Origin of the sequence: Acinetobacter shaoyimingii, assembly GCF_011578045.1 — a bacterium.
Lineage (GTDB): Bacteria > Pseudomonadota > Gammaproteobacteria > Pseudomonadales > Moraxellaceae > Acinetobacter > Acinetobacter shaoyimingii.
Genome location: NZ_CP049801.1, coordinates 2,602,879 through 2,616,166, shown reverse-complemented (window position 1 = coordinate 2,616,166; position 13,288 = coordinate 2,602,879). Strand labels below are relative to the sequence as shown.

At 39.8% G+C, this 13,288-nt stretch carries 11 protein-coding genes and 3 tRNA genes; 6 read left to right on the top strand and 8 right to left on the bottom strand.

The features are described 5' to 3' along the window. Positions 1 to 28: 28 nt before the first annotated feature. From ftsH to G8E00_RS11735, 4 genes are all read left to right on the top strand, one after another. Positions 29 to 1,927: an ATP-dependent zinc metalloprotease FtsH gene (ftsH, locus tag G8E00_RS11750; RefSeq protein WP_166224845.1), complete on the top strand. Its 1,899-nt coding sequence runs from the start codon at positions 29 to 31 to the stop codon at positions 1,925 to 1,927. Between the two features lie 173 nt (positions 1,928 to 2,100). Next, the gene (gene folP / locus G8E00_RS11745; protein WP_166224842.1) at positions 2,101 to 2,952 is read left to right on the top strand and encodes a dihydropteroate synthase; all 852 of its coding nucleotides are present in this window, start codon (positions 2,101 to 2,103) and stop codon (positions 2,950 to 2,952) included. A gap of 131 nt (positions 2,953 to 3,083) precedes the next feature. Next, positions 3,084 to 4,829, top strand: a complete 1,746-nt coding sequence (locus G8E00_RS11740) for a vWA domain-containing protein (RefSeq protein ID WP_227591366.1) — start codon at positions 3,084 to 3,086, stop codon at positions 4,827 to 4,829. A 156-nt stretch (positions 4,830 to 4,985) separates the two neighbouring features. Continuing rightward, positions 4,986 to 5,297, top strand: a complete 312-nt coding sequence (locus tag G8E00_RS11735) for a DUF5713 family protein (RefSeq protein ID WP_166010486.1) — start codon at positions 4,986 to 4,988, stop codon at positions 5,295 to 5,297. 32 nt (positions 5,298 to 5,329) lie between these two features. Here G8E00_RS11735 and G8E00_RS11730 read toward each other — a convergent pair whose 3' ends face one another. From G8E00_RS11730 to G8E00_RS11710, 5 genes are all read right to left on the bottom strand, one after another. Next, entirely contained in the window at positions 5,330 to 5,794 is a 465-nt protein-coding gene (locus G8E00_RS11730) for a hypothetical protein (RefSeq protein WP_166224839.1), read from the bottom strand. Positions 5,795 to 5,900: 106 nt separating this feature from the next. Continuing rightward, positions 5,901 to 5,986: transfer RNA gene (locus G8E00_RS11725), tRNA-Leu, on the bottom strand. A 187-nt stretch (positions 5,987 to 6,173) separates the two neighbouring features. Then, on the bottom strand, positions 6,174 to 6,902 hold the full coding sequence (locus G8E00_RS11720) for a hypothetical protein (protein ID WP_227591365.1): 729 nt from the start codon (positions 6,900 to 6,902) through the stop codon (positions 6,174 to 6,176). A 118-nt stretch (positions 6,903 to 7,020) separates the two neighbouring features. After that, positions 7,021 to 7,106: transfer RNA gene (locus G8E00_RS11715), tRNA-Leu, on the bottom strand. Positions 7,107 to 7,118: 12 nt separating this feature from the next. Then, positions 7,119 to 7,192 (bottom strand) — tRNA-Cys (locus G8E00_RS11710). 154 nt (positions 7,193 to 7,346) lie between these two features. On the opposite strand from G8E00_RS11710, the gene folD reads away from it, so the two are divergent. Both folD and G8E00_RS11700 read left to right on the top strand, forming a co-directional pair. Beyond that, positions 7,347 to 8,195, top strand: coding sequence for a bifunctional methylenetetrahydrofolate dehydrogenase/methenyltetrahydrofolate cyclohydrolase FolD (folD, locus tag G8E00_RS11705; RefSeq protein WP_166224836.1), 849 nt, complete (start codon positions 7,347 to 7,349; stop codon positions 8,193 to 8,195). Positions 8,196 to 8,336: 141 nt separating this feature from the next. Then, on the top strand, positions 8,337 to 9,005 hold the full coding sequence (locus G8E00_RS11700) for a class I SAM-dependent methyltransferase (protein ID WP_166224833.1): 669 nt from the start codon (positions 8,337 to 8,339) through the stop codon (positions 9,003 to 9,005). A gap of 23 nt (positions 9,006 to 9,028) precedes the next feature. Here the strand turns inward: G8E00_RS11700 and G8E00_RS11695 are convergent, their stop codons facing one another. The 3 genes from G8E00_RS11695 to G8E00_RS11685 form a co-directional block, all read right to left on the bottom strand. Continuing rightward, positions 9,029 to 9,466: a hypothetical protein gene (locus G8E00_RS11695; RefSeq protein WP_406741469.1), complete on the bottom strand. Its 438-nt coding sequence runs from the start codon at positions 9,464 to 9,466 to the stop codon at positions 9,029 to 9,031. A gap of 142 nt (positions 9,467 to 9,608) precedes the next feature. Then, positions 9,609 to 10,931 (bottom strand): MFS transporter, encoded by a 1,323-nt coding sequence (locus G8E00_RS11690; RefSeq protein ID WP_171522233.1) that lies wholly within the window; start codon positions 10,929 to 10,931, stop codon positions 9,609 to 9,611. A gap of 338 nt (positions 10,932 to 11,269) precedes the next feature. Continuing rightward, positions 11,270 to 13,099, bottom strand: coding sequence for a phosphoenolpyruvate carboxykinase (GTP) (locus tag G8E00_RS11685; RefSeq protein ID WP_166224827.1), 1,830 nt, complete (start codon positions 13,097 to 13,099; stop codon positions 11,270 to 11,272). Between the last annotated feature and the right edge of the window lie 189 nt (positions 13,100 to 13,288).

Sequence of the window (13,288 nt, the reverse complement as noted above, 5' to 3'; positions counted from 1 at the left end):
CAAATTAGATTGATATGGGAATAAAGCTTTGAGCGATCTCTTCAAAAATGCCGTTTTGTGGCTGGTTATTTTAGGTGTGCTGATTCTAATCTTCAGCAACATCAGTGACCGTGACAAGCCTGCTGCATTAAATTATTCAGAATTTATAGCAGCGGTGAATGCTGGGCAAATTAAGCAAGTCACAATTGATGGTGAAAGAATAAGTGGCGAAAAAACAAACGGTTCTCCTTTTGAAAGTATTCGTCCTGCAGTTCAAGATCCTGAATTGATGCCAAACCTGATTAAAAATAAGGTTGTGGTAGAAGGTACTGCACCTCAGCGTCAAGGTTTATTGATGCAACTTCTTATTGCAAGTTTCCCAGTTCTTTTAATCATTCTGTTATTCATGTTCTTTATGCGCAACATGGGTGGTGGCGCAGGTGGTAAAAATGGTCCGATGAGTTTTGGTAAATCAAAAGCCAAAATGCTGTCAGAAGATCAAATTAAAGTCACTTTTGGTGATGTTGCTGGCTGTGATGAAGCAAAACAAGAAGTTGTAGAAATTGTTGATTTCTTAAAAGATCCTGCAAAATTTAAACGCCTTGGTGCAAGCATTCCGAAAGGCGTGCTTATGGTGGGTCCTCCTGGTACAGGTAAGACATTACTTGCTAAAGCCATTGCGGGTGAGGCAAAAGTACCATTCTTTAGTATTTCTGGTTCTGACTTCGTTGAAATGTTTGTTGGTGTGGGTGCGTCTCGTGTACGTGACATGTTTGAACAAGCAAAACGTCATGCGCCATGTATTATCTTCATTGATGAGATCGATGCGGTCGGTCGTCATCGTGGTTCGGGTACAGGTGGTGGTCACGATGAGCGTGAACAAACCTTGAACCAGATGCTTGTAGAAATGGATGGTTTCGAAGGCAACGAAGGTATTATCGTGATTGCTGCGACAAACCGTGCAGACGTTCTTGATAAAGCATTACTTCGTCCAGGCCGTTTTGACCGTCAAGTGATGGTTGGTCTTCCAGACATTAAAGGTCGTGAACAAATTCTGAATGTACATTTGAAAAAATTGCCTTCAGTGACAGGTGTGGATGTACAAGTACTTGCACGTGGTACACCAGGTTTCTCTGGTGCACAATTGGCGAACTTGATTAACGAAGCGGCTTTGTTTGCTGCGCGTCGTAACAAGAACACAGTCGATATGCATGACTTTGAAGATGCTAAAGATAAGCTTTACATGGGTCCTGAACGTAAATCGATGGTGATTCGTGAAGAAGAACGTCGTGCAACGGCTTACCATGAAGCTGGTCATGCGATTGTTGCTGAACTGCTTCCAGGTACAGACCCTGTGCATAAAGTAACGATCATGCCACGTGGTTGGGCATTGGGTGTCACTTGGCAGCTGCCTGAACATGACCAAACCAGTCATTACAAAGACAAGATGTTGAATGAACTTTCAATCTTGTTTGGTGGGCGTATTGCGGAAGAGATCTTCATCAATCAGATGTCGACTGGTGCGTCAAATGACTTTGAGCGTGCAACTAAAATGGCACGAGCAATGGTCACCAAGTACGGTATGTCTGACAAGATGGGTGTAATGGTCTACGAAGATGATTCTCAACAATCATTTATGGGTAGCATTGGTAGTCGTACAATTTCTGAAACGACTCAACTTGAAGTAGATCGTGAAGTTCGTCGTATTTTAGATGAACAGTACAATGTTGCACGTGATATCTTGGAAAACAATAAAGATATTGCACATGCCATGGTGAAAGCATTGCTTGAATGGGAAACCATTGATCGTGACCAAATCCGTGACATTATTGAAGGACGTGAGCCACAACCACCAAAAGTGTATGTCGCAGAAAATCCAGTTGTCGACATTGCTGCAACTGATGGTCCATTGACTCCACCTCCTTTACCATCTCTGCCAAAGGCTTAAGCCTGATTGGTTAATCAATAATGATTCCTTAAAAAACCACCTTCGGGTGGTTTTTTTAATCTGTTTAAAATATACACACGCTGAAATAGGTCTGCGATGAGTAATGAGAAAAATTCATTATTATTCTGTAAGGTCTTGCTAGAATGTTGATGTAAATAAAATGGAAGTTGAACATGCAATTCATGCCTTTACCGCAAAAAATACTCAAGTGTGGTGATTTAAGTTTGGATTTATCTAAACCGCATATTATGGGGATTCTGAATGTCACACCAGATTCTTTTAGTGATGGAGGACAGCATGATCAGGTTGCTGATGCGGTCAAATTTGCTTTGCAAATGATAGAAGATGGTGCTTCGATTATCGATATTGGCGGTGAGTCTACACGCCCAGGCGCTTCTCCTGTTTCTGTTGAAGAAGAGCTGCGACGTGTGATTCCTGTGGTTAAGGCATTGGCTCACTCTGGTGTGGTGATGTCGATTGATACCTCTCAACCTGAGGTCATTCGCTCTGCTGTAAAGGCTGGTGCACATATTTGGAATGATGTGCGTGGTTTAACGCGCCCACATGCGCTACAGACTGCTGTGGAGTTAGACATCCCTGTAATGATCATGCATATGCGTGGCGAGCCGACCACCATGAATCAATTGGCTGAATATGATGATGTCACGACGGAGGTCATGGTTGAGTTGCAACAGCGCGTTGATGATGCGCTTGCGGCAGGAGTGAAGCCAAACAATATTATGATCGATCCAGGGTTTGGATTTGCAAAAAATGCTGATCATAATCTTAAGCTTTTAAATGAGTTTTATAAGTTGAATATGTTGGGCTATCCAATTCTGTCTGCACTTTCACGTAAGCGATTTATTGGCGAAGCCTTAGGTGGTGTTGAGGCACAACAACGCGTTGTCGGCTCTGTTACAGCGCATCTGATGAGTATTCAGCAGGGTGCATGCATGGTGCGTGCGCATGATGTGAAAGCGATGTCTGATGCAATTAAAGTGTGGCAAGCGACCTTAGCAGCATAATCCAAATGAAATCTCAAAGGTAATGAAATCATTGCCTTTGATTCGGCTAAAAACTTTGTTAATCTAAATAAAACAATACTTAGAATAATCATCAACACATCCCGACAAAATAAATAGAGGAAAATTAGAAAATGCCATCCATCCGTCAACCGTCTTTGACGTGTTCAGCTTTATTTATTTCATTATGTGTCGCAGGAATGGTTGGATGCAGTTCTGATCCAGTCAAACAACAAGTTGAGGTTACAGATGTTTCACATGTACCAGTTCTTTCTCCAGCGCCTGCAGCTATTATTTCTCCATCACCTGTAGAAGCCTCTTCAGTAAAAAAAAGGGTGGGGACATCTCGTACAACTAAACTTTCTCCTGCTAAGTCACCACAGCCTCGCATTCAGGCTTATGGTGGATATACGCCTTTTTCAGGTGTGTCAGGTTCTATTCGAAATGAAACAACAAGATTAAGTCAGAATACTGAAAAATATCAAAATTCAACTGTCAATCCAGTGAAACGTGTTGCAGATGAGCCTGTATCCACATTTAGCATTGATGTGGATACAGGAAGCTATAGTAATACTCGCAGAATGTTAAATGCAGGCAGACTGCCGCCTGTGGATGCAGTAAGAATTGAAGAATTTATTAATTATTTTGATTACCACTATCCGCAAGTGAATAGTGCGCATCCGTTTACTGTCAACACAGAGACGGTGGATTCACCTTGGCAACCGAATGCGAAACTGATCAGAATTGGAATAAAGGCAAATGATATTGCTTATAATCAACTGCCAACAGCCAATTTGGTTTTTCTTGTAGATGTGTCTGGCAGTATGGATAGTCAAGATAAATTGCCTTTGGTCAAGCAAACATTAAGGGTGCTTACTGAGCAACTCAGACCAAAAGATAAAGTCACGATTATTACCTATGCCAGCGGTGAGCAGATTGTATTGCCAGCAACATCAGGGGCTGAAAAGCAAAAGATCCTCAACGTCATTAACCAATTGCAAGCACGCGGTGCAACATCGGGCGAAAAAGCCATTCAGTTGGCTTATCAGTCTGCGCAAAGCACTTTTGTCAAAGATGGCATCAACCGCATTTTAATTGCTACGGACGGTGATTTTAATGTGGGTATTACTGACTTTAATACGTTAAAGGGAATGGTTGCTGAAAAACGTAAGAGCGGGATTTCTTTTACTGCGTTGGGTTTTGGTACGGGTAATTATAATGAGCAATTAATGGAACAATTGGCAGATGCTGGGGATGGAAATTATAGTTATATCGACTCTGAAAAAGAAGCCAAAAAAGTGGTACAACGTCAGTTAAGTTCGACATTGGCGACTGTTGCCCAAGATGTCAAAATTCAAATGGAATTTAACCCCGCTACAGTGAAAGAATATCGTTTGGTCGGTTATGAAAATAGGATGTTGAAACAAGAGGATTTCAATAATGATCAAGTTGATGCGGGTGATATTGGCGCTGGACATACAGTTACTGCAATTTATGAAATCATTCCAGTAGGCCAACAAGGTTGGTTAAATGATTCTAGATATCAAAAGGAGTCAACATCAACAAAACAAAACAAATCGGAATATGGTTTTTTAAATTTAAGATATAAAAAGCCAAACCAATCAAAAAGTATATTATTAAATCAACCTATTTCAACGCAATCGATCAAGTTAAATCAGGCAAGTCGTGATACTCAATTTGCGGTAGCAGTGGCGAGTTTTGCTCAACAGCTTAAAGGTGGGCAATACAATGGAATACTGGGATGGGATCAAATTCTGAAATTAGCAAAAGCAAATAAAGGAAAGGATGAGTTTGAATTACGCAAAGAGTTCATTGAGTTGGTTGGTATAGGTAAAAGTTTAAGCGCATCGAAACAATAATTTATAGCGTTAAATATTGAAATTTAGATCAGAAATTATGAGCTTAAATATAATTTTTGATCTTTAATTTAAATTTTTAAATTTTATCATTAGGTGAATTGTGTGCTTTGTGTTATATAAGCTCGGTTTTGTTATTGCTAAAATTTGAGCTTAAGCATGTCTAATGATCTACTTCTACCCATGTTTGATGATGAATATTATCCAGATATTCTGGTTGCTGAAGTGAAGCAACAGATTGAGCAATTTGCTAAGAATGTATCTAAAGCCAAATCTGACACTGAAATTTACCGCTTTGCTGCTGAAACTGTGTCAGAGATCAATGAGATGAAACCTCATTTTGAAGATCTGGATTCTTCATTAGATGATACGGCTGCTGATTACATTGCTGAAGCAATGATGATGGTGGTTCAAGATGAAGGATATCTTGAGATTGAAATGGAAGAATTGGTTTCAAATAGAGAGTGGTAATACACTCTCTATTTTTTTGCATTCACTATTATTTAATCTTCTTCATTCGATAAAATTTCCAAAGCATCTTTTAAGTGACAACTTTGACCAATATGAATATCAGAAGCATCTTTTACTTTTAAATGATGTTCATCCTCTATTGAAGAATAAACCCCAAAGAGATTGATCCAAAATTTTGCTTTGGTGTTTATTAGCTGATCAATGGTTTTTTGATCATTGTGATGAATGAACTCCAGAACATAATCATCACCACCAGAAGTGCAACGAGATAAAATATAGCGATTATTTTTAAAATGAATTGTGCCTGGATATAAATCTCCACCGTCATATTCATTGGTGTCTTGAAGGGGAACGCTGCTTTCGGTCGCTATGTTGTGAGGTTCTGGAATTCGATTGGAATCTGTTTGGTCAGGATTTAACTTAATAGATAGTCCATGACTATTGAAACTAAGTGTTGCTAAAAAGCCTATACTGAGTAGGGTAATAATTTTATTCATTATGATAATTGCTTATATTTTAATATCGAAATTTTAGCAATTTTAGGCATAAAAAAACCAGCATAAAGCTGGAGATTTTATTGCACCATTTTTAAAAGTATAAAAATGGTGCCCGAGGCCAGACTCGAACTGGCACGCTTTGTGGGCGGGGGATTTTAAATCCCCTGTGTCTACCGATTTCACCACTCGGGCATGTGCGCCATAATAGAGGACGAAATAACGCTTGGCAATACTAAAATGAACTAATTGCTTTCTTTTCAATCAAATCATGCATTTGTGTATAAAAAATATAACAAAAGAATATTAACCATGATGTTTTTGAGATGAGGACGGTGGTGTCTTTAGTTCAATCACAGAAAAAATGCGTTGCTTGATGGGTTTACATCAGGCTATCTAGATATTTTTCCATGTCTAGGTGCTTGTGCTTCATACATAATTTATTTTCAAGTTGAAAAAGTTCAAGGTGCAACTGAATGAACTTCTCTTGTTGCTGGGCATATTGTAAATATTCGTTTGAGTTTTTCCGCGTCATTTGCTTTTTCAAACTGTATTTGCGCACTTGTTTATATGCCCAAAAACATGCACGTCGAACCTGTTGTAATTCGTAGTATTGACCATGTGTGACATTGGGTCTGAACATATTTTCTTTGTAAAATTTCACAAAACCATAGATTAAGGCAAAGAAAAATAAAACCCCTTGCATAATCCAACTTTCAATAAAAAGTAGATTTAAAGCTTGAAGTAGTATTAGTGCAGTAATTTTAATGGGGGTGTTATGTAAAAAAGCATAAAGTGAAGAAGAGCTATGTTTGATTTGTTTGATGATCAGGGGGGTCACCATCATTAAAAATAGCATGATTGTGAGAATGCTGATGCCTTGAGCTTGAAATGAATCAAATTGTGGAAAATACAAAGTAATGATCTCAGCAAGTCCCATAGAAATAGGGGTGAAAATCATTAACGCAAGAATAAAAGGAATGAATTCTTTTGCTTCATCCAAAATGCCTTTGGTTTTGAGTTGACCGTAAAACAAATAGTTCCATTTAAACGCTTGAGGGTAGGTTGCCTGAAGCTGTTTAAGGTATTCGGATGTTTTTAGTTTTGGCATCAGCTTAAATTAAAAAGGATGTGGATGGAGACTAATATATATGATTTATGAATTTTAGGCATAAAAAAACCAGCTTAACGCTGGAAATTTTATTGCACCATTTTTAGAAGTATAAAAATGGTGCCCGAGGCCAGACTCGAACTGGCACGCTTTGTGGGCGGGGGATTTTAAATCCCCTGTGTCTACCGATTTCACCACTCGGGCATTTTAACAAGATGGAGGCGGAGGTCGGAATCGAACCGGCGTACACGGAGTTGCAGTCCGCTGCATGACCACTCTGCCACCCCGCCATGTCTTGTTGATGCGTATATTAGCAAGCTCTGAAAAAAAAACAATAGCATAGCAATGCTGTATGTGCAGAAAATCAGCATATAACGAAAAATAATGAAAATATTCATGTAGAATGTGCAAAATTGATTCATATCAACACTTGGGAGAAGTGCCGTGGCATTAGTTTTAGATGGTCGTGCATTGGCAAAGCAAATTGAAGCTGACTTGTTAACTCGCGTAGAAGCGCTAAAAGCAAAGTCAGGTCGTACTCCAATTTTGGCGACTATTTTGGTAGGTGACGATGGTGCATCTGCGACTTATGTGCGTATGAAAGGGAATGCTTGCCGTCGTGTCGGTATGGATTCATTGAAAGTTGAGCTTCCGAAAGAGACGACAACTGAACAATTATTGGCTGAAATTGAAAAACTTAATGCGAATCCAGATGTTCACGGTATTCTTTTACAGCATCCAGTTCCTGCTCAAATTGATGAGCGTGCATGTTTCGATGCGATTTCATTGGCTAAAGATGTCGATGGCGTGACTTGTTTGGGTTATGGTCGTATGGCGATGGGTGAGGTAGCATATGGTTCTGCAACTCCAGCAGGGATTATGACCATTCTGAAAGAAAACAATATTGAAATTGCGGGTAAGCATGCTGTTGTTGTTGGTCGATCTGCAATTTTAGGTAAACCTATGGCAGCAATGCTGTTAGAGGCGAACGCAACTGTGACGATTTGCCATTCACGTACACAAGATTTGGCGAGCTTTGTAAAACAAGCGGACATTATTGTGGGCGCAGTAGGTAAAGCTGAATTGATTCAAAAAGATTGGATTAAATCTGGCGCTGTTGTGGTTGATGCTGGCTTCCACCCACGTGATGGCGGTGGTGTAGGTGACATCCAATTACAAGGTATTGAAGATATTGCATCTGCTTATACACCAGTGCCAGGTGGTGTAGGTCCAATGACCATTACCACGTTAATTCGTCAAACTGTAGAAGCTGCCGAGAAAGCTTTGGGTTAATAAAATCCTCCCTAACCCTCCTTTTTCAAAGGAGGGAATTTATGCGTATGACATTTTTGTTTAGATGCAAGTTCCCCTCTTTATTAAAGAGGGGTTAGGGGAGATTCTTAGAAGCTATAAATACCAATTAAAAGAAATCCTATGAGCTGTACATTTCAATTCCCTAAAGCCCCTGAGCATCTTTTAAAAGCCTTGCATGAAGTGATTCCACATTGTGAATTACACGCTCAGCAATTGCCCGAAACACCCATTTCACTCTGGTTGATTCCTCCCGTTTTTCCGACCGATAAGCTTGATGATGAAGTGATACGTCGTATTTGGAATGATACGCCATATTGGATCTTTTGTTGGGCGTCTGGTTTGGTTATGGCGCAGTGGCTTTTGGCAGAACCACATCATGTCAAAGATAAAGTGGTGTTAGATTTTGGTGCAGGGTCTGGTGTGGTAGCGATTGCAGCAAAAATGGCAGGAGCAAAACGTGTGATTTGCTGTGATATCGATCAGGTGAGTCTAGATGCCTGTCGTGCCAATGCAGAACTGAATGACGTTGAACTTGAGTATTTAGACGATTTATATAAAGCAGAAGCGGTCGATATTTTGTTGGCAGCAGATGTGCTGTATGACCAATGCAATCGTTTCTTTTTAGATGAGTTCTTAAAGTTTGCACCAGAAGTGTGGGTAGCAGACAGTCGTGTGAAGAATTTTAGTCATCCAAAATATGAAAAATTGGATGAACGAAGTGCTACAACATGGCCAGATCTGGATGAGTCACCAGAATTTAGAAATGTGAGTTTTTATAAGACGCTATAAATAGCGTCTTTTTTTTGTTTATATTATTTTCCTGAGCAAGTATAACGAACCACTTGTAAAGTACTCGGGCGGTTTTCTAAAGCTTGACGAGTACCATAATCCTCATTGCTATACGGATTCATGGTATTGGATAATCCAAAAGAAGTGCGAGACTGTCCCAATTGTACAGCTTGCATGTCATTTGCCTGTGCTTTCGGATTGGCAATTTCATTGACACTTAAAATATCTAATTTATACGCTTGAGTTGAGTTTAAAACCTTTTGGCAAGCACGTTGTAATTTGGTTTCATCGAATTGTTGATTGCTGCGACTGGAGAGCGTGTAGGCAATGGTTGCATGATCAGAGCTTTTAGATTCAACTTCATAACCTGTTAAACCATTGAATTGACGTGGCGTGGTCTGGCAAGCTGCTAAAATGACAGTGAAAGAACTTAATGCAATTATTTTAAAGTGTTTCATTATTGTGCAACTCCAAGGGTTTTATGTCTTAAAGTATGCCACATTGTGCATTATTGCATGTTCAAAAAAATCAGTTATTCACATAAAAAAGCTTTCCGAATGTTTCAAACGGAAAGCGATCAATAAAATTGAATGAATCACATGATTAGTTGTCTGTAATCATGGAATGTTTTTTAGTGTCACGCATGAAAATGTAAGTGATCAGCGACACACCAATCATAAATGTGATGTAGTAGAAGAAGTAATTTTCATGTCCTGCATTTTTAAAGCTCAATGCAACAAGTTCTGCGGTACCGCCAAAGATTGTATTTGCAATGGCATAAGGTAAAGCAACACCTAAAGCGCGAATATGAGCAGGGAAGAGTTCCGCTTTCACCACGGCATTAATTGCTGTATAGCCTGAAACAATCACCATACCACTCATACACAAGAAGAACGCGGTCATTGCATTATTGGTTGCACCAATATGGTTAAAAATAGGCACAGTGAAAATAACACCCAATACACCAAATGCGATCATAATTGGTTTACGACCAATTTTATCTGAAAGTGCACCAATTGCCGGCTGAATCAACATAAAGATAAAAATAGCAGCTGTGGTAATTTCGGTTGCAGTTGCTTTATCAAATCCTGATGTGTTAACGAGATATTTTTGTAAGTAGGTCGTGAATGTATTGAAAGCCAGTGTTCCACCAGCAGTTAATAAAATAACGGTAATGGCGGCTTTTGGATGTTTTGTAAAGAGCTCGATTAAACCTGATTTAGGACCACCTTTTTTAGCCTGCTCTTGTGCTTCTTTTGAGGATTGTGTTTCTACTAGACCACGTCTAATCCAAAATACGACGACAGCTAAAACAGCACCAATAAAGAAGGGAATACGCCATCCCCAGTCACTTAAAGCAGTTTCACCCAGTGTGCGTTGCAGAATAATTAAGACACATAATGCGATAAGTTGTCCTGAAATAAGAGTGACGTATTGGAAGCTTGAGAAAAACCCTCGATGATTTTTGCCTGCCATTTCACTCAAATAGGTCGCACTAGAACCGTATTCGCCCCCAATACTCAAACCTTGTAGCAGTCGTGCAAATAAAAGTAGAGCGGGTGCAAGCATACCAACTGATTGATATGTTGGAGCAAAGGCAATAATGAGCGAGCCGATACACATTAAAGAAACGGAAAGCGTTAAACCGGCTTTACGTCCTTTGCGGTCGGCATAGATACCGAATATCCAAGCGCCGATGGGACGCATTAAAAAACCTAAAGCAAAAACGGCTGCAGCTTGGAGTAGTTTAACTGTACTGTCACCGTCTGGGAAAAATTTGGGGGCAAAATATAATGTAAATGCAGCATAGACATACCAGTCATACCATTCGACTAGGTTTCCTGCAGATCCACCGATAATGGATTTGATGCGTGTTTTTCTGTCTATTGGGGTGTGCTCTTGCGGCATGGTTGTTTCATTGGTCATGATCAGTTCCTGCGATCGTAGAGCTCAATCTTAAGAAATTTAGATGTGATGTTTGCACCGTCTATTTAAATTGAGATTGATTCTAAAGTTTTTAAAAGATTATTGATTATAAAAAACTAATTTTTCACCAAAATTAGATGAAAAATATAATAAATTTTAATAACTTAAGAATACAATGAATATTTCATTAGGATTGTTTAATTTTTATTGCATTTTTTGATGAGATGGTTCCATGCTGGTGCATTGGGGGAATATGTGTGTGAGAAATTATGCACTATTTTGGTGTAAAAAAAGGTCACCGAAGTGACCTTTTTATTGATTTTTATATAAAAAATTAATTAAGCAGATTGAACCGCAGCAATTAATTCTGCTTGACGTTTTTTCAATGCTTCTGGCATACGATCGCCAAGTTTGTTGAATAATTCAGTGTGGCTTTCAAGTTCTTTGATCCATTGATCTTTGTCTTGCGAAGTCACAAGGTCAAACTGTTCTTTAGTGAAATCAGAACCAGTCCAGTTCAACTGTTCATAAGTAGGTACTAAACCGATTGGTGTTTCAACCGCAGTAGCACGGCCTTCACAACGGTCAATGATCCATTCAAGAACACGCATATTTTGACCGAAACCTGGCCATACGAAGTTACCTTCAGCATCACGACGGAACCAGTTCACATTGTAGATACCAGGAAGCTTGTTGCCAGCAGCTTTAGCTTTCTCGCCAACTTTTTCACCCATTTCTAGCCAATGCGTGAAGTAGTCAGCCATGTTGTAACCTGCGAATGGAAGCATCGCAAATGGATCACGACGTACCACACCTTGTTGACCAACAGCAGCAGCAGTGGTTTCAGAGCCCATTGTTGCAGCTTTATAAACACCATCAACCCAGTCAAATGCTTCTGAGATTAAAGGCACCGTGTCCGCACGACGACCACCGAAGATGAACGCAGAAATTGGCACACCTGCTGGATTTTCCCAATCAGCATCGATAGAAGGGCATTGACCAGCAGCAACGGTAAAGCGCGCGTTTGGATGCGCTGCTTTTTCTTCGCCAGTATGGGGTTGACCTTTCCAGTTTGTAAGGTTTGCAGGTGCTTCTTTAGAAAGACCTTCCCACCATACTTCACCGTTGTCAGTTACAGCAACGTTGGTATAGATCACGTCTTTGTGAAGTGTCGCCATACAGTTTGGATTTGTCTTGGTATTTGTACCAGGTGCTACACCAAAGAAACCAGCTTCTGGGTTGATTGCATATAAGCGACCATCTTCACCTGGTTTGATCCAAGCAATATCGTCACCTACAGTTTCAATTTTCCAACCTTCATAGCCCGCTGGTGGAATCAACATGGCAAAGTTTGTTTTACCACAAGCAGAAGGGAATGCAGCTGCGATATAGTGTTTTTCACCTTGAGGATTGGTTACACCAAGGATCAGCATGTGTTCAGCTAACCAACCTTGTTGACGACCCATGTATGAAGCAATACGTAAAGCTAGGCATTTTTTACCTAATAATGCATTACCGCCGTAACCAGAACCAAAAGACCAGATTTCACGTGTTTCTGGATAATGAACGATCCATTTGTCAGGGTTGCAAGGCCATGCAACGTCTTTTTGACCTTCTTCTAAAGGCGCACCAACAGTATGTACGCAAGGAACATAATCACCATCTGTACCAAGAACGTCATAAACAGCTTTGCCCATACGAGCCATTTTTGACATGCTAACTGCAACATAAGGAGAATCAGTTAATTCGATACCGATATGTGCAATATGAGAACCTAGAGGACCCATTGAGAAAGGAACGACATATAAAGTACGACCTTTCATTGAACCGTCAAACAAACCGTTCAAGCGAGCACGCATTTCAGCAGGCGCTTCCCAGTTGTTTGTAGCACCGGCATCTTCTTGTTTTTCAGAACAAATGAAAGTACGACCTTCAACACGAGCAACGTCAGAAGGATCAGAATTTGCAAGGTAAGAACCAGGGTGTTTCTCTTGGTTAAGCGCTTGCATTGTGCCGTTAGCGATCATCAAGTCGATATAACGTTGATATTCTTCTGCACTACCGTCACACCATTCAATTTTTGCTGGCTTGGTGAGTTTTGCAATTTCTTCCACCCAGGCAATAAGCTTAGGGTGACGAACGAATTCTGGTGCGTTCACTTGGGTCATGGTGAGGCCTATATCAATGTGTACAATGTGCGTACAAATAATAATCTAAGATCTGGGGTACAAATACTTAGATTCAAATATGAAAAAAGTGGCTGTATTAAAGCATATTTTGAAAAAAAAAATAAGACTAAAGGCTTAAAACAAAGTAATCGTTTGTTATTAAATAAGTAATTGATTTTTATGTTTAAT

Excerpts from the sequence above, each read along its gene's own strand:
- G8E00_RS11740 (WP_227591366.1), top strand. The coding sequence starts at position 3,084 with ATGCCATCCATCCGTCAACCGTCTTTGACGTGTTCAGCTTTATTTATT.
- folP (WP_166224842.1), top strand. The coding sequence starts at position 2,101 with ATGCAATTCATGCCTTTACCGCAAAAAATACTCAAGTGTGGTGATTTA.
- G8E00_RS11700 (WP_166224833.1), top strand. The coding sequence starts at position 8,337 with ATGAGCTGTACATTTCAATTCCCTAAAGCCCCTGAGCATCTTTTAAAA.
- G8E00_RS11685 (WP_166224827.1), bottom strand. The coding sequence starts at position 13,099 with ATGACCCAAGTGAACGCACCAGAATTCGTTCGTCACCCTAAGCTTATT.
- G8E00_RS11690 (WP_171522233.1), bottom strand. The coding sequence starts at position 10,931 with ATGACCAATGAAACAACCATGCCGCAAGAGCACACCCCAATAGACAGA.
- G8E00_RS11730 (WP_166224839.1), bottom strand. The coding sequence starts at position 5,794 with ATGAATAAAATTATTACCCTACTCAGTATAGGCTTTTTAGCAACACTT.
- G8E00_RS11735 (WP_166010486.1), top strand. The coding sequence starts at position 4,986 with ATGTCTAATGATCTACTTCTACCCATGTTTGATGATGAATATTATCCA.
- G8E00_RS11720 (WP_227591365.1), bottom strand. The coding sequence starts at position 6,902 with ATGCCAAAACTAAAAACATCCGAATACCTTAAACAGCTTCAGGCAACC.